A 21662-nucleotide genomic window follows, 5' to 3' on the forward strand; every position below is an offset into this window, starting at 1 on the left:
CTCAACCGAGCGCTTCGCCCGTGGTCTCGCGCGCAAGCAGACCCATCAGCACCACCGCCACGATCACGAGCAGTCCCGTGAGAATGAAGGTCACTGTCAGTCCGAGGACTGGCCACATGAACGCACCGAAGACCAGCGGAGCGATACCGGTTGCAATGCGCGAGGCCGCAGATGCCCAGCCGAAGCCTGAACCTCGCAGACGCGTCGGGTACAACTCCGACACGTAGGTGTAGAGAGTGGGAATCGCGATCTGCACGACGAACCCGAATCCGATGATGCTGGCCTTGGCGGCGAAGGTCAGCTCTGAGCCCGAGGCCTCGATGAACACTGCAGCGCCGACCAACAGGAGGGCGGAGACGATCGAGGTCACTCCGAGCACCCATTTTCGACCCACGCGTTCGACGATCAGAGCCGAGACGATGACGCCGAGGATGCCCACCGCGGTCATCGATCCGGTGACCATGAATGCTGCCTGATCGCCCAATCCCTGCTTCTTCAGGATGCCCGGCAGCCACGTCAGTGCCGCGTAGTAGACAAGGAGAACGGACACGAACAGCGACCACGAGACGAGAGTCGTCTTCGCCGAGTACTGCCAGAGCTGGACCAGCTGGCCGCTGGCTGCACGAAGCTGCTTGTTGACGGAAGTCACCGTTCCAGCCGAGTCCGGTGTCTTCACCGGCACCTGGGCCGGGCCGGTGACGTCGCCCGTGCCGGCGGTCCGGACTGCGGTCGTGCCGGCTGCGTCGCCCGTGCCGGCGGCACCGGAAGTGTCGGTCGTGCCGCTGGCACCAGAAGTGTCGGTCGTACTCACGATGGGGACATCGTGGGTCCAAGTCGTCACCTCGGCGCCAGTGCGCTCAACGAGCCGGGAGATGATGGCGTCGGCTTCGGCGTATCGTCCGACGGAAGCAAGGTAGAGGGGAGATTCGGGAATTCCAAAACGCACGGCCACCGTCAGCAGCGCGGGCACGATCATCACGAGCATGATGAGTCGCCAATCCCCCACGTCCAGCAGCATTGCAGAGACGAAGGCGCACAGCGATGCGCCGATCGGCCACCAACCGTCCATTGCCGTCAGGACCCGACCACGGTGCTTCTTGGGGGTGAATTCCCCGACGAGTGCATAGTCGACGGGGATGCATCCGCCGAGCCCGAATCCAGCGAGGAAGCGGAAGAGGATGAACCAGCTGAACGCTGGAGAGAAGGCGCCAGCGACGGTGAAGATCGAAAACACGAGGAGTGTGAGCGTGAAGGCCTTCTTGCGACCGATCACGTCAGCGATGCCACCCCAGATGAAGGCGCCCAACGCCATGCCGATGAGATTGGCCGTAGCGATCCAGGCGGCCTGGCCTACGCTCAGGCTCCAGTAGTCGCTGAGCAGTGGGATGAGGAACCCGTTGAGGGCGACGTCCCAAGCATCGAACATGAACCCGAGGCCGCCGATGATGAAGATGGCACCTTGGGTTCGCCACCGCCACGGAAGGTTGGCGACGACTTCGGAGGCGGTCGGCGTGGACGCCGAGGTTGCAGTAGACACGAGGCCACAATACCTCTTTAACGCATTTGTGAGTAAAATTCTCCAAATCTTGTCTGCGCTTCGATCCAGGCGATGTCCCTTCTTCGCCGGCACGGCCCTGTGGCTGGGATCGCGCGGCTGCTCCCACCTGCGCCAGGTTCGTTTCTCTGGATCATCCCGATCTCAACTGTCCTCAGCACTGCGGTCTCAACTGTCCTCGGCACTGCGGTGGGAATCGTCTTCACTCTTTGGGGTGCAGCGTCGTTGATGCAATTCGTCGCTGATACATCACAAGGACGGGGTGCAGCTAAAGAAAACGTCAGGTGGTGCTCAAGAAGATCGGGCGCAACTCAAGAAGGTCAGGCGCAGCGATCGAAATCGCAGCACCCGACCCTCTCAATGCGGGGCGTCCTGAGCCGCCATGTCTGAGCAGCCCTCAGCCCTCAGGCCTCAACACTCAAGTCCTCAGCCCTCGAGCCTCGAACCCAGACTTCAGGCCAGACGAACCATCCAGTTGTTCTTATCCTCGGCGCGACCGTACTGGATGTCGAGCAGAGTCTTACGGAACTCCATGGTCTTCTCACCAGGCTCTTCACCGTGGTCGATCGTGAATTCGCTGCCGATGACACGGCCGATCGGAGTCACGACTGCGGCGGTGCCACAGGCGAAGGCTTCGACGATGTCGCCATTGGCAGCTCCCTCACGCCATTCATCGACGGAGATCTTGCGCTCTTCCGGCTGCAGGCCCAACTGCGGGGCGAGGTCGAGCAGGGACCGGCGAGTGACACCGTCGAGGATGGAGTCACCGAGCTCCGGAGTGAGCAGGCGGCCGTCATTGGTCACGAGCATGAGGTTCATTCCGCCGAGCTCATCGACGTATCTGTTCTCTGCCGCATCGGTGAACAGGACCTGCTGGCAACCCTGGGCTGCAGCTTCGTTCTGCGCTGCCAGCGAGCCAGCGTAGTTGCCGCCGCACTTGGCGAATCCGGTGCCGCCGGCGCCGGCGCGGTTGAAGTTCTGCGACAGCCAGATCGAAACAGGTTTGATGCCGCCGGAGAAGTACGGTCCGGCGGGGCTGGCGATGACGTAGTAGTCAACCTCGTGGCTGGAGCGCACGCCCAGGAACCGTTCGGTGGCGATCATGAATGGGCGCAGGTACAGGCTCGACTCGTCGGCTTCGGATTCAGGGGTGGGAACCCACTGCTGATCGAGTGAGACCAGTGCCTTGATCGATTCGATGAAGTCGGATTCCGAGATCTGCGGCAGCGCAAGACGCTCGGCGGACTTGTTGATGCGCGCAGCGTTGCGCTCGGGACGGAAGGTCCAGACGGAGCCGTCTGCGTGGCGGTAGACCTTCATGCCTTCGAAGATCTCCTGCGCGTAGTGGAACACTGCAGCCGCAGGATCGAGCACCAGCGGGCCGTACGGCTTCACTTCGTGAGCGTGCCAACCATCGTCAAGGGTGTACCTGACATGGGCCATGTGGTCGGTGAAGTAGAGCCCGAATCCGGGGTCCTTCTTGATGTTCTCTCGCACCAGCTCGGGTTGCGGCTGGACATTCTTGAGAACGGCAAACTTGGTCATAAGAACTCTTTTCTCATTTGTGATGAGTGACACTGTCAGGGTAGTCCATCACCCCGGTGCGCGTCGCACCGGGGTGATAGCTCACGAATCGTCCAGTCGGCCCTCGCCTCGCCGAGGTGGTCGTGCCCGACCTCGGCCCCTGCAGGCCACGTCAGCTCAGGCGGGCAGCGATCGCGTCGCCCACCTCGGCGGTGGAGCGCTTGGTTCCGTCGCGGTCAGCCAGATCGGCTTCGACAGCGGTCTCGATCGACTTCGCCACGACATCGAGCCCCAGGTGCGAAGCCATGAGCGCACCGGAGAGGATCGAGGCGGTGGGATCGGCAATCTGCTGACCGGCGATGTCCGGGGCCGATCCGTGGATGGGCTCGAACAGGCTCGGTCCCGTGCCTTCGACATTGAGGTTGCCCGATGCGGCCAGACCGATGCCGCCGGTGACAGCCGCGGCGAGGTCGGTGAGGATGTCACCGAAGAGATTGTCGGTGACGATCACGTCATAGCGGCCGGGGTCGGTGACCATGTAGATCGTGCACGCGTCCGTGTGCTCGTAGTTGAACGTCACCTCCGGGTATTCTGCGCCGACCTTCTCGACGACGCGACGCCATAAGTGACCCGCGTGGACCATGACATTGTGCTTGTGGACGTAGGTGAGCTTCTTGCTCCTGGCCTGCGCACGTTCGAACGCATCGCGGACTGCCCGCTCCACGCCGTACCAGGTGTTGATCGAGACCTCGGTCGCGACCTCATAGGGGGTATCGGTGCGCACCGAGCCGCCCATTCCAGTGTAAGAGCCTTCGGTGCCTTCGCGGACGACGACGAAGTCGATCTCGCCGGGGTCGGCCAACGGGCTGGTGACTCCGGCGAAGAGCTTCGAGGGACGCAGGTTGACTGCGTGGCTCAGGCCGAAGCGCATCTTGAGGATCACACCTCGCTCGAGCACGCCCGACGGCACACTCGGGTCACCGCAGGCGCCGAAGAAGATGGCATCGTGGGAACGCAGCGATTCCAACTCGTCGTCCGTGAGTGTCTCGCCGGTTTCGTGCCAGCGCTTGGCACCGACCTCATAGTCCGTAAGATCGAGTTCCACGGGCTCGCCTGACACCTCGATGGCGCGCTTGAGGACCTTGAGACCTTCGGGGACGACCTCGTTGCCGATACCGTCGCCGGGCATGACTGCAATTGAGAACTTCATGGTCTCAGACTAGAACTCATCTCAGCATGCAACTTGGTCGTCCTACTATTCGGACACATTTCGACTGCCGGGTTCAGCGAATCCCGTCATCCACAATTTCATGTCTCAAACTTCGTTCCCGACTACAATTTCGCGGCCCGAGCGTCGAAGATGGGAGGAACACCCCGAAACCCCCAGAGAAAGTCGATCATTGACAGAGACGATCCGCAACGCCCGAGCCGCCGCACTTCCCGCCAAGCTCTCACGCTCCTGGCTATTGGTCAACGCGGCCAAGGAGGAGATCTTCACCGAGGCGCAGATCTCCGAATCGGATTCCGTCATCTTCGACCTCGAGGCCTCGGTCTCCGATGACAAGAAGCTCGCCGCCCGCGACAATGTCGTCCGTGCTCTTGAAAGCGGCATGTCCGCATGGGTCCGGATCAACAAGATGGACTCTGAGTTCTGGGACGACGACCTTGCCTCCATCGCCATGCTCCCCGGTCTGCGCGGAGTGATGCTGCCCGAGACGGAACGTCCCGAGCAGGTCTCCTACACTGCGATGCGCGCGAAGGCGGGACTCCCGGTCATCGCTCTGCTCGAATCTGCGATGGGTGTGGAGAACGCGACAAAGATCGCCGAGGCGCCGGGCACATTCCGCCTTGCCTTCGGAACGAATGACTTCCGCAAGGACACCGGCTTCTCCGGCGATCCGATGGCACTGGCCTATGCCCGCTCACGACTGACCATCGCCTCGCGCATGGGTGGACTGCCCGGTGCGATCGACGGCCCCTCCGCAGCTGTTGCCAGCGATGAACAGGTCCGCACGGACGCCGAGGTGACCCACATGATGGGCATGACCGGAAAGCTCGTGCTCAACGTCGATCAGGTCGTCACGCTCAACGAGTCGATGAGCCCGAGCGAGGACGAGCGCGACTGGGCCCGCCAGCTGCTCGAGGCAGCCGAGGGCGGTTCCGAGATCACCGACGGCTCATACCTGCCACGCCTGGCCCGCGCGAAGAAGATTGCGTCCCTGGCATCAACCTACGGACTCTGGAACGCCTGAGTTCTCAGGAATGTCGGTCCGTCAACCCTCGTGGATTCTGTGGTCCACCCTGCCGGCGGTCCTCCTCGTCGTTGCCTTCGGCCTATGGCTGAGAGTCAATGTCTCCGGGCCCACGTCGGTTGACCAGGACTGGCTGAATCTCGTCGGGCTTGATCCCGACACCTCCGGATACTGGCTGGCGGTCATCCTCGCCGAGGTGGGAGGGGGTACGGGGGCCGTGATCTGCACCGGCCTGCTGGCTGCGCTCTTCATACTCCTGCGACGATTCCGCTCCGCGGGCGTCCTCGTGACCACCATGCTCATGGGAATCGTCCTGTCCGAGCTGCTCAAGGCCGTGGTCACCCGGGTCCGACCCAGTGAACAGCTCTATGACTCGCTAGGCTATTCCTATCCTTCGGGCCATTCCATGGGTGCCGCAGCGCTGGCCCTCGGCCTCGCCTTCATCGCCTCTCGAGCACATATGCTGCGTCTGTCCGAGGTGGGTGCAGTCGCTCCATTGGCGATCCCGCCTGAGGACACGGACGAGGTCGACGCCGTTCCGACCGAGATCACTGCCCCGCTCGAACCGGTGCGACTGCAGTTCCACTGGTCGATGGTCCTGGCCTTCGCGTGGATCCTGCTGATGATGTGGTCGCGCACCGCGCTGCAGGTGCACTGGCTCTCCGACACGATCGCCGGAGCCCTCATCGGCATCTCGGCTGCGGTACTCGCCGACGAACTCTGGACCTGGGCGGCGATAAGGTCCCGTTCACCTCATCCTCAGAGGTGAACGGGACCCGTTCGATCTGCTGTTTCCTGTCGAGGTCAGTCCTCGCTCAGTGAGACTCCGCTGAAGGCTGATGCGTTGACGGCTCCGGCCACTGCCTTGACGACTTCCTCGGATACTGCCGAATCGACTGCCAGCACTGAGAGTGCATCGTTGTCGGTCGCCGAGGGCGAGACCTGCATGCCGGCGATATTGATGTCATTGGCACCGAGGGCCTGGCCCAGCTGACCGATGATGCCGGGACGGTCCTCATAACGGAAGATGAGCAGGTTGTCGGTGAGCTCGATCTCCAGGTCGAAGTCGTTGACCTCGGTGAGTTTCTGCACGAGCTTCGGTCCGGTCACGGTGCCCGAGACGGAGATCCGCTGCCCTTCGCTCGTCGTCGCGGTCAGCCGGGTGACGTTGCGGAAGGATTCGCAGTACGGATCGGTGACCAGCTCGACGCCGATGCCGCGCTCCTCAGCCAACAGCGGTGCGTTGACGTAGGAGACCTGATCGGACACGACGTCCTTGAACAGGCCCTTGAGCGCAGAGAGCTTGAGGACGGACACGTCCTTGTCTGCGATCTCGCCGTTGACCTCGACCTTGAAGTGGGTGACAGAGGAGTTCGCCAGTGAGTTGACGACTCGGCCGAGTCGTTCGGCCAGGGGAATGCCGGGGCGCACGTCCTCGTGGATGGCTCCGCCGGCAACGTTGACCGCGTCGGGAACGAGTTCACCGGCCAGAGCCTTGCGCACGGACTTGGCCACGGCGACGCCGGCCTTCTCCTGTGCTTCAGCGGTCGATGCGCCGAGGTGGGGCGTGACGTTGACGGCGTCGAGTTCCATCAGCGCCGAGTGCTCCGGAGGTTCGGTGTTCCATACGTCGATGCCGGCACCTCCGACCTCACCTGCGGCGATCGCCTCGGCGAGGGCGTCCTCGTCGATGATGCCGCCGCGGGCCACATTGATGAACCGTGCACCCGACTTCGCGGCCTTGAATTCCTCGGTGCTGATCATGCCGATCGTCTCCGGGGTCTTGGGCATATGGACGGTGACGAAGTCGGACACGGCCAACAGTCCGGGCAGGTCGACGACCTCGACGCCCATCTGTGCGGCGCGAGCCTGAGTGATGTAGGGGTCGTAGCCGACAAGGCGCATGCCGAATGCCTTCGCGCGCTCGGCCACGAGACCGCCGATGCGACCGAGTCCGACGATGCCCAGAGTCTTCTCGTAGAGCTCCACGCCCGTGTACTTCGAACGCTTCCACTCCCCTGCCTTGAGCGAGGTGTTGCCGGCGCCGAAGTAGCGCGCGGATCCGAGGATGTGGGCCATCGTGAGCTCCGCCGCGGAGATGATGTTCGAGGTCGGAGCGTTGACGACCATGACACCCGCCGAGGTGGCCGCCGGGACGTCGACATTGTCGAGTCCGACTCCGGCGCGGGCGATGACCTTGAGACTCCTCGCAGCACCAATCGCCTCGGCATCGACCTGAGTGGCGGAGCGGACGAGAATCGCATCGGCATCGACGATGTCGTTGAGGAGCTGAGAGCGGTCAGCACCTTCGGTGTGACGGATCTCGAAGTCGCCTCCGAGGGCATCGATGGTGGCCGGTGACAGATTTTCGGCGATGAGCACGATGGGCTTGGGCACTGAGTTCCTCCTGAAGCGTGTGGGACGCGTCCATCTTATGAGACTTTGTGAATGCTTTCACAAAGTCTCAAACTCTGGGAAGTGAGTCTCGGCACACTCAGTCGCGGATCTCAGGTACGTCGCCCGGGTCTGGGCCCCAGAAACCGTTGGGTGAGTTCAGAAACCGTTGGGTGAGTAAGGCATCCGGCCCAGGTTGAACATCGAGCTGGCGCGCACGGCAGCACCCGGCACATTCTCGTCGATGCGTCCTGCGCGGGCGAGGATGACAGGATCGGCGCCGCCGAAGTAGAGAGAGCCGAGTTCCGCGATGCCCATGCTCAGATCGGCAGGGGCCGAATCGGGGGCGGTTTCGACGACGGCGTTCTCGCCGTCGGAGGTGATCGTGAAGCGGCCACCAGCCAGATCGAGGGAATCGTCGATCTCGAGTACCAAAGTGCCGGGCACATACCAGGGCCTGGCTTCGAGTGCTGCCTTGACATCGAGGATCCGGATCCAGATGTTGTCCTCTGTGGACACTGTCCGAACGCGGCGGGAGTCGGTGAGCAGCCAGGGCAGCGGCGAGTCCTCGGCGGATTCTCCGAATGTCACTCTCGTCGACAGATCGATGGCGGCCAGGAACGACCAGAGTGAGGCATAGGCGGCGTCGGTGACCGCGACGAAGTCGATGAGATCGATCGTCGGCGGATTCTTCGACCAGCCGGCGAACTTATAGGACACGTAGCCGTCGGCTTCCCCCTGCTCGTTGAAGTGCAGGGCGGCACGTACACCGCGGTCGGCTTCGCCTGTGTCGGTGTTCAACGCACCGGTGGCACGCTCGATGTAGGTCTGCTGGCGCTCCATGGCACCGGGCGAGGTGCGCATGAACTCCCCGTAGATCCTCGGAGCCAGTTCGCGCAGTTCGCTGGGCAGGCACATCTCGACTCGGCGGTCGGGCTCGTGGACCATCTTGAAACCGGGCGAGGTGTCGACCTCGATGGAGTGGGCCCAGGTCGCGACGCCGAAGCCGAAGCGGGAGTAGATCCCACCTTCGGTCGCTGTCAGTGCGGCGAACGGGTATCCGTCGGCCTTGGCCTCGGCGAGATCTGTCGTCATCAATGACCGCAGCAGTCCGCGCCGGCGGTGCGTCGGGCGCACTGTCACCCATGTGATCAGGTGACCGGGCACCAGACGCCCACCGCCCACGTTGACCAACTTCTCGAACCACGCGAAGGTCGCCACGGGAACGCTGGTGTCGAGGGCGTGCTCGTACTCCTGCTTCGCGTAGACGGCGGTGAGATTCCGCCCGTCGGCGATGGCCCGCTCGACACGGTTCTTCAGCGCATCATCGGTGGACCTGGCGTCATGGAATCCCACACTCGTCGAGGCGAAGTATCCCTGCGTGCGTTCATCGGGGGCGCCGGTGGACTCGTCGAAGGCGGGCTTGAAGTTCTCGAACCTGTAATTCGTCACGATTCCAACAGTAATTCACATCACCAGGATTGCGGGTCCGCAATGAGTGGAAATAGTCGCGTCCCACCGGGAGCGGGTACGACGAAGCCCCGGAGGCCAAGCGGCCTTCCGGGGCTTCGTGGTGTGACGATCAGCGAGCGGCAGTGCCCTCGGTGTAGTCGTCATCGGAGTCCTTGAGCCACGCGAACATCTTGCGCAGTTCGCGGCCTGTGGTCTCGATCGGGTGCGTCTCTTCCTTCGAGCGCAGTTCCTTGAACTCGGCCGCACCGTTCTTCTGGTCGTTCATGAAGCGCTCGGCGAACTTGCCGTTCTGGATGTCCGCGAGGACGGCTTCCATGTTCTTCTTCACGTCCGGGGTGATGACACGAGGTCCGGAGACGTAGTCGCCGTACTCAGCGGTGTCGGAGATCGACCAACGCTGTTTGGCGATTCCGCCCTCGACCATGAGATCGACGATGAGCTTGAGCTCGTGGAGAACCTCGAAGTAGGCGATCTCCGGCTGGTAGCCGGCTTCGGTGAGGACCTCGAAGCCGTACTGCACGAGGTGGGAGGTGCCGCCGCAGAGCACGGTCTGCTCGCCGAAGAGATCCGACTCGGTCTCTTCGGTGAAGGTGGTCTTGATGCCACCGGCACGCAGTCCGCCGATGCCCTTGGCGTAGGAGAGCACGAGCTCCCAGGCGCTGCCAGTGGCGTCAGCTTCGACGGCCACGAGAACGGGGACGCCGCGTCCATCGACGTATTCGCGACGCACAACGTGCCCGGGCCCCTTGGGTGCGACCATGATGACGTCGACGCCCTCTGGCGGCTGGATGTAGTCGAAGCGGATGTTGAAGCCGTGGGCGAAGAGCAGAGCGTTGCCGGGCGACAGGTTAGGAGCGATCTCGGCGTTGTAGATCTCGGCCTGAACCTGGTCAGGAGCGAGGATCACAACGAGGTCGGCCCATTCGGAGACCTCGGCGGGGGTGCCGACCTCGAGGCCTTCGGCTGCGGCCTTGTCGCGGCTGGCGGAGCCTTCCTTGAGGCCGATGCGAACCTCGACACCCGAATCGCGCAGGCTCAGTGAGTGCGCGTGGCCCTGGCTGCCGTAGCCGATGACGGCGACCTTCTTGCCCTGGATGACGGACAGATCTGCGTTGTCGTCGTAATAGCGTTCTGCTGCCATAGTTCTCTTGCTCCTTCAGAGGTTTGGGGTACTCCCCCATTGTTTCACAGTTCGGTACTGCTGTTCACTTGTTGAGATGGTTGACGTTCCACGAAGTGGAACGTCAAGACGTCAGCTGCGCAGTGTCCACGATCAGCTGCGCAGGGCGCGATCGGTGATCGATTTCGATCCGCGGCCGATGGCCACGGTGCCCGATTGCACGATCTCCTTGATCCCGAACGGCTCGAGGACTTCACGCAGGGCCTCGACCTTGCCCAGCTCGCCGGTGGCTTCGACGCTGACGGAATCGGGTCCCACGTCCACGATCTTGGCACGGAACATCTCCACTGCCGCAGCGACCTGCGGACGAGTGGTGGCGTTGGCCTTGACCTTGTAGATGATGTGGGCTCGACGCACAGAGGTGGCCGGTTCGAGCTCGACGATCTTGATCACGTTGACCAGCTTGTTGAGCTGCTTGGTCACCTGCTCCAGCGGCACGTCCTTGACGTCGACGACGACCGTGATGCGCGAGAGCTCATCATGTTCGGTCACGCCCACGGCGAGGCTGTGGATGTTGAAGCCGCGGCGGGCGATGAGGCCGGTGAAGCGAGTGAGCACGCCGGGCTTGTTCTCGACCAGGACTGAGAGTGTGTGCCGGTTGTTCATTCCAGGCCTCCTTCGATCTGTGCCACGGAGCGAACCGTGCCGTCTTCTTCCGTGCCTGCGTCCGCGATCTGTCTCTCGGCCTGCTCGTCGCCTTCGCCGTCGAACTCGGGGCGAATGCCGCGTGCGTATTCGATCTCGTCGTTGGATACTCCAGCGGCGACCATCGGCCACACCATGGCGTCCGGTGGGACCGTGAAGTCGAGCACCACGGGACGGTCGTTGGTCTCCAGCGCCGTCTTGATCGCAGCGTCGACGTCGTCGTTGCTGTCCACGCGCAGGGCCAGGCAGCCGTAGGCCTCGGCGAGTTTGACGAAGTCGGGGATCCGGATCGTCTCATGCCCGGTGTTGAGATCGGTGTTGGAGTACCGGCCGTCATAGAACAGGGTCTGCCACTGTCGAACCATGCCCAGTGACGAGTTGTTGATGATCGCGACCTTGATCGGGATGTCGTTGAGCGCGCAGGTCGCGAGTTCCTGGTTGGTCATCTGGAAGCATCCGTCGCCGTCGATCGCCCAGACCACCCGGTCCGGCTCGGCGACCTTCGCACCCATCGCCGCAGGCACCGAGTAGCCCATGGTGCCGAGGCCACCGGAGTTCAGCCATGATTTGGGGCGTTCGAACTCGACGAACTGGGCGGCCCACATCTGGTGCTGGCCGACACCGGCAGCGTAGACCGCCTCAGGTCCGGTCAGGGCCGAGATCCGCGAGATCACATACTGCGGATCGCAGAGTTCATCCTGTGTGTCATAGCCCAGCGGGTAGGTCGTCTTGAGGCGGTTGAGGAAGCGCCACCAGGGCTCGCGCTGACGCTCGAGAGCCTTGGGGAACTTGCCGCGCAACTCGGTGAGCATCTCCGCAAGCACCTCTCGGGCATCGCCGACGATGGCGACGTCGACGTCACGATTCTTCCCGATCTCCGCCGGGTCGATGTCGGCGTGGATGACCTGCGCATTCGGTGCAAAGGAATCGAGGTTGCCGGTGACACGGTCATCGAACCTGGCGCCGATGGTGATGAGGAGGTCGGATTTCTGGAAGGCGGTCACTGCGGGCACGCTGCCGTGCATACCCGGCATTCCCAGGTGCAGCTGGTGCGAATCGGGGAACGCACCACGGGCCATCAAGGTCGTGGCGACGGGAATGTTGGTCGCCTCGGCGAGCTTGAGCAGCTCCTTCTCCGCCTGGGAGCGGATGACACCGCCGCCGATGTAGAACACGGGGCGCTGGGCATCCGAGATGAGCCGGACGGCTTCGCGGATCTGCTTCGCATGCGGCTTGAGGATGGGACGGTACCCGGGCAGTGCCGGCTCCTCGGGCCAGACGAAGGGAGCGGTGCCCGTCTGGGCGTCCTTGGTGACGTCGACGAGGACCGGACCCGGTCGGCCTGTGGTCGCGATGTGATGGGCGTTGAGTATCGCCGAGGGTATGTCCTCGGGCTTGGTCACGAGGAAGCTGTGCTTGGTCACCGGCATCGTCATTCCCACGATGTCAGCTTCCTGGAAGGCATCGGTGCCCAGCAGCTTCGAGCTCTGCTGACCGGTGATGGCCAGTATCGGGACGGAATCCATGTGGGCGTCGGCGAGCGCCGTGATGAGGTTCGTCGCACCCGGACCCGAAGTTGCGATGCACACGCCCAGCTTGCCCGATGCTGTGGCATAGCCTTCGGCCGCGTGCCCGGCTCCCTGCTCGTGACGAACGAGGATGTGGCGGATCTTGTCGGTCTCGAACAGCGGGTCATAGGTCGGAAGGATGGTACCGCCGGGAAGGCCGAAGACCGTCTCGACCTCGAGGAGCTCGAGGCTGCGGACGATCGCCTGAGCTCCGGTGAGGACCTCAGGGGTCGAGTTGCGTCGAATGCTTGACGGGGTCGCGGTCACCGGGGCTGGGCTGGGCGCAGTGCCAGTTCCCGCTGACTGGGCCGAGGGCGTGGCTGCCATCGTTTCGTATCCTTCCTAGTGATCCATCTTGTCTCCGCATGAAAAAAGCCCCTCCGGTTTCGGTAGGGGCGCGCGGAACGTGTCGTGTTGACAGGCTACGGAAGATCCGCGCGCTGGTGAATAACGACGACAAGAAGGTGAGTCATGGCTCAATAGTTCACCGCTGACAATAAGCGTGTCAAACGTCGCAATGGATCGTCTCGAAACTTGGGACTGACATCGACTGAGGGGTGAGATCGCAGGGCGGGGTCCGCAATCGCGCCCATGAAGCCGCCCATGGAGGAAGGGAAGGTTCGATTGTGAGAACCATGGACTACGACACGCGCCCCGACTAGGCTCTCAAAGGTGCGTCCCCTCCTACGTTTCTGGCCCGATCTGCGTTCTCGCATCGGCGTGTACATCGCTGTGCTCGCCCTCACTCTCCTCGCCAACGGCATCCAACTCATCATCCCCCTGATCACCGGTCACATCATCGACGGCCCCATCGCCCACCGTGATCTCTCGGGTCTGTGGCTGCCCGTGCTCGGGGTCCTCATCATCGGCATCGCCGAGGCGGTGGCCCTTTGGGGTCGCAGACTCCTCGTCGCTCCCGTCGTCGCCCAATGGGAGATCACCTGGCGATCACGTCTCTTCGACCGACTCCAGTACACCTCGGTGGCCATCCACGATTCGTGGGAATCGGGGCAGCTGCTCTCGCGCGCGATCAATGATCTCTCGCAGCTGCGACGGTTCTTTGCCTTCGGGATCCCCTTCCTCGTGACGACCCCGCTGATCATCATCATCGGCACCATCATCCTCACCTTCCTGCAGCCGGTCTTCGGTCTGATCATGCTGATCATGGCCATACCGACGATTGCGACGGTCACAGTCTTCGAGAAGCGCTACCGGGAGGCCTCCCGGCTCTCCCAGGACACTGTCGGCGAGATCACCACCGAGGTCGAGGAGTCGATTCAGGGGATCCGGATCCTCAAATCCTTCGGCCGCTCTCCCTGGGCTGCACAGCGGTTCTCCCTTCTGTCACGGAAGTTCCGGGGCATCGAAGTGCGCAAGGCGAAGCTCGACTCCTGGTTCTGGAGTGTGCTGATCCTTCTGCCCACACTCGCCCAGGCAGCCATCGTGGCAGTCGGCACCTGGGGCGTCGTGCAGGGGTGGACGACGATCGGCACCGTCGTCGCCGGTGTGACCATCTCGATGGTGATGCGGATGCCGATCGAGATGCTCGGCTTCCTCCTCGCCGATGCCCTCATGGCCCTGACCGCTGCGGCCAGGTACTGGGAGGTGATCGACATCCGGCACAACATCACCGACGCCGACGGTCGGATCGCCGATGCCCCCGATATAGGTCGCTACAAGGGCGAGCTGGATTTCGAGGATGTCGACTTCCACTTCGCCGACACCGACCGTGAGACCCTGAAGAACCTCAATCTGCATATCGAACCGGGCCAGACCCTTGCCATCGTCGGTGCGACCGGGTCGGGCAAGACGACCTTGGCCTCCCTCGTCCCACGCCTGCAGGACGTCACCGGCGGATCCGTGCGCGTCGATGGCACCGATATTCGAGATCTGCCCGTCAACGAGGTGCGCAACCTGGTGTCCGTGTCCTTCGAAGACCCGATCCTGTTCTCCACCTCGGTGGCTGAGAACGTGAGCATGGGTGCGCCCGGGGTCGACGACGACGCGATCTGGCAGGCCTTGGAGATCACGGCCGCGAAGGACTTCGTCGAACGGCTGCCGGAGGGACTGGATACGCAGGTCGGCGAGCAGGGCCTGTCTCTGTCCGGTGGACAGCGACAGCGCCTGGCCTTGGCGCGTGCGGTGATCGGTGCGCCCCGCATCCTCGTCCTCGACGACCCGCTGTCCGCCGTAGACGTCGATACCGAGGATCGGGTGCAGCGGGCGCTGCGGGAGATCCTGCCCGATTCGACGACGCTCATCATCGCCCACCGTCCGTCCACCTCAGCGCTGGCCGATGCCGTTGCCGTCCTCGATGAGGGTCGCATCGTCGCGTTGGGCACCCACGATGAGCTGCTGGGCTCCTCACCGCTCTACCGTGAGCTCATGGGTGCGGCCGATCACTCGACGGTCGAGCGCTCTGCGGCCGAGCACTCCGCCGAAGGGGGCACGCGATGAGCATTCCCCGTCTCAATGAGGACGAGGTCGAGCAGCTTCCGCCGGACATCGCGAAGAAGGCCCGTGCGCTGCTGCTCTCACTGGTCCGACCGCATCTGCCGATGGCGATCTTCCTGTTCGTCATCGTCGTGCTCACCGCTCTGTTCCTCGTCATCGGTCCGATCTTCATCGCCGATGCGCTCGACAACGGTGTTCCGAAAGCTGTCGAGGGTGATCCGGGGCCGCTGATTCGGGCTGTCTCCGCCTTCGTCATCTCCGCCATCGCCTCGGCGGTGCTCGCTTTCGCCTCGACGAGGCTGGTCGGCATCACTGCGCAGAAGGTCGTCTACACTCTCCGCTCTCGCCTGTTCGGGCACATCCAGCGCCTCGACTTGGGCTACCACGAGAGGTCGACCTCGGGCCGACTGGTGTCGCGGCAGACCTCCGATATGGAGTCGGTGCAGCAGTTCCTCACCTATTCGCTCTTCGACACGGCGCTGGCCCTGTTCGAGATGACGTTCATCGCCGTCACTCTCATCGTCCTCGACGTGCCCCTGGCCATCGTGGTCTTCCTCGGGTTCATCCCGCTGTTCTTCATCACCAAGTCCGCACACACCTCACAGCGCAACGCCTACCGTCGGACTCGGACCTCGATCGCCAAGGTCATCGTCCACTTCGTCGAGACCATGGGCGGGATCCGTGCTGTTCAGGCTTACCGCCGGCAGCCCGATCGCCGCGGCACCCTCAAGGACGAGGACACTGCGTACCGCGACGCCAACACCGATGCCCTGCGCGGCGTGGCCTGGTTCGCGGGCTGGACTCGGCTGGTCGGCAATGTCACGCAGACGGTCATCATCATCGTCGGCGCGTGGCTCGTCATCGAGGATTGGACTCAGGTCGGCGTGCTCGCGGCGTTCATCCTCTACCTGCGCCGGTTCTACGGTCCGCTTGATGAACTGGTTCAGTCATTCAACCTCTATCAGTCCGCCTCGGCGGCGTTGGAGAAGATGGCCGCTGTTCTCGACACCGATCCCGAGGTGGTGGCACCGACGAGGCCGAGGGCGCTGCCCGCGCACAGTTCCCACCAGAGCTCAGGCGCCACCTCGGCGGCGGAGGACCCTTCTTCGAAGCCCAGCGGGCGCTCGATCGATCTCAATCATGTCCGCTTCTCCTACGGCGACGGTCCCGATGTCCTCCCCCGGTTCGACCTGCGCATCCCAGCGGGGGAGATCGTGGCGCTCGTGGGCGCCACTGGCGCGGGCAAGTCGACCTTGGTCAAGTTGGTCACGCGGTTCTACGATCCCAGCGAAGGTCGGATCACCATCGACGAGGTGGACCTGCGTGATCTTGACGATGCCCAGCTGCGTCAGAGCGTCGTCATGGTCACCCAGGAATCGTTCCTGTTCGCGGGCACAATCGCCGACAATATTCGCATCGGCAATCCCGATGCCGGTGATGACGAGGTGATCGCTGCGGCCACAGCCGTCGGCCTGGATCCCTATATCCGCAATCTGCCCGAGGGCTACGACACGGATGTGAAGAAGCGCGGCGGTCGGCTGAGTTCAGGACAGCGCCAGCTCGTGTCCTTCGCCCGTGTGTTCTTAGCGAACCCTGACATCGTCGTCCTCGATGAGGCGACCGCCCATCTCGACATCCCCTCCGAACGGCTGGTGCAGAAGGCACTGGCGACAGTTCTCGAGGGACGCACCGCGATCATCATCGCCCACCGGCTGTCGACTGTGGAGATCGCCGACCGTGTCCTCGTCATGGACTCCGGGCGAATCATCGAAGACGGCACGCCCGACGAGCTGATCTCCGGGGCAGGCAAGTTCGCCCAGCTGCACAAGGCGTGGCGGGATTCGCTGGTGTAGGGCTGTGGAGAGACTCGTTGGTGTAGGAGGGCTGTGGCGGTCGCGGGACTCATTCTTGACGTCAAGGGCTCGGTCTCGGTCGTCGATCAGCGGGACGAACCGGTAGGCGCGTGCGCGGAGGTGAGGCGGGAGCGGGAGCGGATGCGGATGACTTCAGCTACCCCAACCTGCGAAACGACTCCACCTGCACGGTGCTTTTGCGGCCTCACGTATCCAATGACTGCGCGACTCGCGCATTGACCAATCGGGCAAGCTCCGTGAACCTCCGCTGCCGGAAGAGATCCTTCCAGAACACCCTCACCACGTGGTAGCCGAGTTCGCGAAGCTGCCGCTCACGTTCGCGCTCTCTGTCAAAAGCCGCTCTGTGGTCACGATCATTGAGGAAATATTTGGCTCGCCCATCGAACTCGACGATGATCATCGCCTGCCGATGGAGGAAGTCAACGCGGGCCACGAATCTCCCCTGAGCATCGCGAACGTCGACTTGCGGCCGGAATCCGAGGATCTGGTTTTCGAAGAACCGCACCGCGACCATCGACTCGGCCGGTGACTCCCTGAGCGGATCCGTCAAATCGATCGCAGTAATCAAACGATTCCTGTTCCTCACCTCGTTGGCCGTGTCGACGACATCGAGGAGTTCTCGGTTGGTCACAAGGTTCCGGCGCAGTGCATTGTCGAGCATCGGAACACTGACATCCAAGGTGTAGTCACGAGCGATGTCAATGAGCGTCCTCGCAAGGGACGTAACGGCAACATCTCCGATTCTGTCGACGTGCTCAGGCGGGAGCTTTCGCTTCCGGACGAGCAGATTGGTGTGACGCCGACTGATTTCCGGTCGCATCACCTCAACACGTTCGTCGACCGGACGAGAGACCTCCAACTCCCAGAGGAGGGCTGCAGAGATGTGAGAGAAGACTTCACTGTGCAAATTGCCACTGGCAACCTGCTGCAGGCTGTTGATTCTGTCGGTTCGTGCCCTGATGAGAACCTTCAGCCTTTCGAGTACGTCACGGAAGTCGTTCTTCAGCTCAAGCAGGCTCGAATCCTCTTGGTCGATTGATTCCCAAATGCGTCGGTGGCGTTCGTCTTCACACCTGCGCCGGACTGCAAATCGACCGCGAGCCACGCGCTCCAGGCAGCAGTCGGCCGCCCTGCGAACTTCACGATCGGAAAACCCCAGCCTGAGCAAGCTTGCCGTGTCAAACACTTGATACATGCATCCATAGTGCAGCTAATATCATCAAATAACAATAAACAACATTCATCGGGTTTACTTCGAATACCTCAACCTGCGAGACAACTCCACCTGCACGGTGCTTTTGCAGGTTCGGGTGGCCGACGGCTGCCCCGGCTCGTGGGAGGTCTTCAATCTCGGACCAATGGGACGAAGCGGTACCGGCCGTGCCTTGTGATGGTGACACCGTCCACTTCGGCATTGGAGCGCTGGACCTTCAGCATCTCACCCTGGACCGGTATCACCATGACGCCTCCCTGCGCCAGCTGGTCAACAAGCTCCCGCGGCAGCATTTCTGCACCGGCTGAGACGAGGATACGGTCGAAGGGCGCTTCGTCAGGCAGCCCCAGGACGCCTGCGGTCGCGGTCCTGATCTCAACTCTGTCCACGTCGCCATTGTCCGCTCTGGCCAAGCTCAGTGACTTCTGGGCACGCTCAATGAGCTTCTCGTGTCGTTCAACACCTGTCACATGGCCGTTGGGACCGACAAGGACGCCAAGGAGAGCCGTCGTCCATCCCGAACCTGACCCCACGTCGAGGACCCGATCACCGAGTTGCGGGTCAAGGAGCTCGAGCATGTCGGCGACCGTGCTCGGTTGGGAGTTCGTCTGGCCATGTCCGATCGGCAGCGGTACGTTGCTGGAGGCGGAGCCTCGCTCCTCCCTCGGCAGAAACAACTCGCGGGGTACCTGGGAAAAGGCCTCGGTGACCGAGACCTGTGGGTGTTTGGGTTCCACTGCGACCTCCGATCCGGTGGCGTCTACGCTACTCCCCACCGAGTATCGTTGCTCCCCACCGAGTATCGCCAGCCCCCACCGAGTATCGTTGTCCCGTGACGAATACCGATCTCGAACGCGCACAGACCCTGATCACTTCGATTCCCGACTACCCGCAGCCGGGGGTGAACTTTCGCGATATCTCACCGCTCATCGCTGATGGTCCTGCACTGCGTGCCGTCACCGAGGCGCTCATCGCACCGTTCGAGGGCCAGTTCGACATCGTCGGCGGCCTTGAAGCTCGCGGCTTCCTCTTCGCCGGAACGATTGCGGCGATGACAGGAGTCGGGATTCTGCCCATCCGCAAGGCAGGCAAACTGCCTCGCCCGGCCGCAGCAGTCTCCTACTCACTCGAATACGGAACTGCGACCATCGAGGGGCCCGATGTCCTCAAGAAGGGCGAGCGTGTGCTCCTTGTCGATGACATCCTGGCCACAGGCGGAACCTTGTCCGCCGCTCAAGCTCTTGTGAGGGAGCTCGGGGCAGAGGTGGTCGGCTCGGCAGTCGTCCTCGAGCTCAAGGATCTTCGCGGTCGGTCGCTGACCGGGGATGTGCACACCGTCTTCGCCGACTGACGGACAGCGGCCGCCGGCTGTCCCGCTCCCCCGCGCCGAGGCGGTTCATTCTTCGGGTTCGCTCGTCCTCCGGCTACGCTCGTCGACAGTGCACCGAGACACGGATCACTCAAGTCGGGTTCGGCAGTCAGGAATGCATGGACACCATCGTCACGTTATAAGCTCGCAGAGGCACCGCCACCGCGGTGCCTGGCACTGGCATCACAACAGACCACCAATTCGTGACGAAAGGCGGCACCTTGACGGTTCCAACACTCACACTCAATGACGGCAAGACCATTCCCCAGCTGGGCTTCGGCGTCTTCAAGGTCGATCCCGAGGAGACCGAGCGCATCGTCACCGACGCACTCGAGGTCGGCTACCGCCACATCGACACGGCTGCCGTCTACGGCAATGAGGAGGGCGTGGGTCGAGCCATTGCGAACTCCGGCATTGCCCGAGATGAGCTCTTCGTGACCACCAAGCTGTGGAACGACCGCCACGGTGCCGAGGAATCGAAGCGCGCTCTGGGCGAGAGCCTCGAGAAGCTGGGCCTCGATCATGTCGACCTCTACCTCATCCACTGGCCGACACCGGAGAACAACAACTCGGTCGAGACTTGGGAGGCTTTCCCCTCCTACCGCGATCAGGGTCTGACCACCTCGATCGGTGTCTCGAACTTCGACCACCGCTACCTGCCGCAGATCCTTGAGACCGGGATCATCCCGGCCGTCGACCAGATCGAGTGCCACCCGCAGTTCCAGCAGGTCGAGACCCGTCCGCTGCTGACCGAGCACGACATCAAGGTCGAGGCCTGGGGCCCGCTCGGACAGGGCAAGGTCGACTACGCGGACACCGTCATCGGTGAGATTGCGTCGACCCACGGCAAGTCCTGGGCGCAGACCATCATCCGGTGGCACCTGCAGCGCGGACACGTCGTCTTCCCGAAGTCGAACAACCGCGACCGCATGGCCCAGAACTTCGATGTCTTCGACTTCGAACTCACCTCCGCCGAGGTGGCCGCCATCGACTCGCTGGAAAACGGCGGTCGCGTGTCCGGTGATCCCGCCGACGTGAACTGAACCAGTCGCATCGGCTTCGCGCCGAAGGACTGCGGTCAGGGCCCGCCTGGAGCATCATCGCTCCGGGTGGGCCTTTTCCTTGCATCTGGGCCGGCCCTTCGCCGTCGGCGGACCTGCCTGGGCTCAGGTGAGCTGACGGATCGGCTCCCCCGCCTGCCAAGCAGCGATGTCCTCGACTGCCTGGGTGAAGAAGATTCGGTACGTGTCCTCGGTGACGTAGCCCAGATGCGGGGTCAGCACGGTCCTCGGAGTGCTGCGCAGAGGATGCTCGGCTGGCAGCGGTTCAGTGTCATACACGTCGATCCCCGCGCCGCGAATGCGACCTTCTGCCAATGCGTTCTGCAGAGCTACCATGTCGACGAGGCCCGCCCGTGAAGTATTGATGAAGATGCTGCTCGGCTTCATCAGCGACAGCTCCGCGGCAGAGACGAGTCCGCGGCTGCGCTCGCTGAGCTTGTAGTGCAGGGTCAGCACGTCGGAGGTGGCGAAGAGCTCCTCCTTGCCCACAGCATGTGCCCCGACATCGGCGGCACGCGTCTCATCGAGGTTCTGGCTCCAAGCCACGACGTCCATGCCGAATGCGGCCCCGACACGGGCGACCTGGGTGCCCAGCCTGCCCAGTCCGATGACGCCGAGCCTGTGTCCGAAGAGGCCACCGCCCACGGTCGACTGCCAGCCGCCGGAGTGCACGGCGGCATCTTCGTTTGGGATGCTGCGCAGAACCGAGAGGATGAGTCCCCATGTCAGCTCCGGAGTCGCCGAGGTGGTGGATTCTGTCCCGCAGACCGTGATCCCCTGCGAGCGGGCGGCATCCAGATCGATGGAGGCGTTGACTCGGCCCGTGGTCACCAGCAGCCTCAGATCAGGCAGGCGTGACAACCGGTCGGCGGAGAAGAGAGTACGCTCACGCATCGCAACGACGACCTCGGCGCCGGCCACTGTCTGCACGAGATCCTCGGTGTCACGGATCGGGCGGGTGACGAAGTCTATCTCAGCCCCAAGCGCCTCCCAATTCGCGTAAGCCGCCGCCACGTTCTGGTAGTCGTCGAGCACAACGATATGCATGCCTGTCCCTCTCGTGTTGGTCGGTCCCTGATGCTCGCCGAGGGGGGGGGGGG

General features: G+C 63.1%; 18 protein-coding genes. 7 read left to right on the top strand and 11 right to left on the bottom strand.

Annotated elements, in window-relative coordinates:
* Position 1: 1 nt before the first annotated feature.
* The 3 genes from ACE03M_RS01130 to ACE03M_RS01140 form a co-directional block, all read right to left on the bottom strand.
* On the bottom strand, positions 2 to 1537 hold the full coding sequence (locus ACE03M_RS01130) for an MFS transporter (RefSeq protein ID WP_485932279.1): 1536 nt from the start codon (positions 1535 to 1537) through the stop codon (positions 2 to 4).
* Positions 1538 to 2008: 471 nt separating this feature from the next.
* Positions 2009 to 3100 (bottom strand): branched-chain amino acid aminotransferase, encoded by a 1092-nt coding sequence (locus ACE03M_RS01135; protein WP_485932281.1) that lies wholly within the window; start codon positions 3098 to 3100, stop codon positions 2009 to 2011.
* A gap of 151 nt (positions 3101 to 3251) precedes the next feature.
* A complete protein-coding gene (locus tag ACE03M_RS01140) occupies positions 3252 to 4289 on the bottom strand; it encodes a 3-isopropylmalate dehydrogenase (RefSeq protein ID WP_143922438.1) in 1038 nt (345 codons plus the stop codon).
* 190 nt (positions 4290 to 4479) lie between these two features.
* Between ACE03M_RS01140 and ACE03M_RS01145 the strand changes: the two genes are divergently transcribed.
* Positions 4480 to 5331 carry an HpcH/HpaI aldolase/citrate lyase family protein gene (locus tag ACE03M_RS01145; protein ID WP_204232523.1) on the top strand — a complete coding sequence of 284 codons (852 nt, stop codon included), beginning with the start codon at positions 4480 to 4482 and terminating at the stop codon, positions 5329 to 5331.
* Positions 5332 to 5341: 10 nt separating this feature from the next.
* The gene (locus ACE03M_RS01150) at positions 5342 to 6100 is read left to right on the top strand and encodes a phosphatase PAP2 family protein (protein WP_485932284.1); all 759 of its coding nucleotides are present in this window, start codon (positions 5342 to 5344) and stop codon (positions 6098 to 6100) included.
* Between the two features lie 35 nt (positions 6101 to 6135).
* On the opposite strand, the gene serA is transcribed toward ACE03M_RS01150, so the two are convergent.
* The 5 genes from serA to ACE03M_RS01175 all read right to left on the bottom strand — a co-directional run bounded on the left by serA (position 6136) and on the right by ACE03M_RS01175 (position 12918).
* Positions 6136 to 7728 (bottom strand): phosphoglycerate dehydrogenase, encoded by a 1593-nt coding sequence (gene serA / locus ACE03M_RS01155; protein WP_485932286.1) that lies wholly within the window; start codon positions 7726 to 7728, stop codon positions 6136 to 6138.
* 156 nt (positions 7729 to 7884) lie between these two features.
* Positions 7885 to 9177: a GNAT family N-acetyltransferase gene (locus ACE03M_RS01160; RefSeq protein WP_143922434.1), complete on the bottom strand. Its 1293-nt coding sequence runs from the start codon at positions 9175 to 9177 to the stop codon at positions 7885 to 7887.
* Between the two features lie 130 nt (positions 9178 to 9307).
* Complete coding sequence (ilvC, locus tag ACE03M_RS01165; RefSeq protein WP_143922433.1) at positions 9308 to 10339, bottom strand: ketol-acid reductoisomerase; 1032 nt, start codon at positions 10337 to 10339, stop codon at positions 9308 to 9310.
* A gap of 132 nt (positions 10340 to 10471) precedes the next feature.
* The gene (gene ilvN, locus ACE03M_RS01170; protein WP_096178825.1) at positions 10472 to 10984 is read right to left on the bottom strand and encodes an acetolactate synthase small subunit; all 513 of its coding nucleotides are present in this window, start codon (positions 10982 to 10984) and stop codon (positions 10472 to 10474) included.
* A complete protein-coding gene (locus ACE03M_RS01175) occupies positions 10981 to 12918 on the bottom strand; it encodes an acetolactate synthase large subunit (protein ID WP_485932288.1) in 1938 nt (645 codons plus the stop codon). Before ACE03M_RS01175 ends, ilvN begins: the two co-directional genes overlap by 4 nt.
* A gap of 345 nt (positions 12919 to 13263) precedes the next feature.
* On the opposite strand from ACE03M_RS01175, the gene ACE03M_RS01180 reads away from it, so the two are divergent.
* Both ACE03M_RS01180 and ACE03M_RS01185 read left to right on the top strand, forming a co-directional pair.
* Positions 13264 to 15048, top strand: coding sequence for an ABC transporter ATP-binding protein (locus ACE03M_RS01180; protein ID WP_485932290.1), 1785 nt, complete (start codon positions 13264 to 13266; stop codon positions 15046 to 15048).
* Positions 15045 to 16898, top strand: a complete 1854-nt coding sequence (locus ACE03M_RS01185) for an ABC transporter ATP-binding protein (RefSeq protein ID WP_485932292.1) — start codon at positions 15045 to 15047, stop codon at positions 16896 to 16898. The genes ACE03M_RS01180 and ACE03M_RS01185 overlap by 4 nt, the downstream gene beginning before the upstream one ends.
* A gap of 205 nt (positions 16899 to 17103) precedes the next feature.
* Here ACE03M_RS01185 and ACE03M_RS01190 read toward each other — a convergent pair whose 3' ends face one another.
* On the bottom strand, positions 17104 to 17580 hold the full coding sequence (locus ACE03M_RS01190; RefSeq protein ID WP_186293047.1) for a hypothetical protein: 477 nt from the start codon (positions 17578 to 17580) through the stop codon (positions 17104 to 17106).
* Between the two features lie 90 nt (positions 17581 to 17670).
* Here ACE03M_RS01190 and ACE03M_RS01195 point away from each other — a divergent pair, with 90 nt between their 5' ends.
* Positions 17671 to 17958 carry a hypothetical protein gene (locus ACE03M_RS01195; protein ID WP_186293046.1) on the top strand — a complete coding sequence of 96 codons (288 nt, stop codon included), beginning with the start codon at positions 17671 to 17673 and terminating at the stop codon, positions 17956 to 17958.
* A gap of 305 nt (positions 17959 to 18263) precedes the next feature.
* On the opposite strand, the gene ACE03M_RS01200 is transcribed toward ACE03M_RS01195, so the two are convergent.
* Entirely contained in the window at positions 18264 to 18869 is a 606-nt protein-coding gene (locus ACE03M_RS01200; protein ID WP_143922428.1) for a protein-L-isoaspartate O-methyltransferase family protein, read from the bottom strand.
* A 95-nt stretch (positions 18870 to 18964) separates the two neighbouring features.
* On the opposite strand from ACE03M_RS01200, the gene ACE03M_RS01205 reads away from it, so the two are divergent.
* On the top strand, positions 18965 to 19483 hold the full coding sequence (locus ACE03M_RS01205) for an adenine phosphoribosyltransferase (RefSeq protein WP_143922427.1): 519 nt from the start codon (positions 18965 to 18967) through the stop codon (positions 19481 to 19483).
* A 239-nt stretch (positions 19484 to 19722) separates the two neighbouring features.
* Positions 19723 to 20544 (top strand): aldo/keto reductase, encoded by an 822-nt coding sequence (locus ACE03M_RS01210; RefSeq protein ID WP_143922426.1) that lies wholly within the window; start codon positions 19723 to 19725, stop codon positions 20542 to 20544.
* 123 nt (positions 20545 to 20667) lie between these two features.
* Here ACE03M_RS01210 and ACE03M_RS01215 read toward each other — a convergent pair whose 3' ends face one another.
* Positions 20668 to 21609: a D-2-hydroxyacid dehydrogenase family protein gene (locus tag ACE03M_RS01215; protein WP_485932294.1), complete on the bottom strand. Its 942-nt coding sequence runs from the start codon at positions 21607 to 21609 to the stop codon at positions 20668 to 20670.
* Positions 21610 to 21662: the final 53 nt, after the last annotated feature.

It is taken from the genome of Brevibacterium sp. AGC70 (assembly GCF_057334195.1).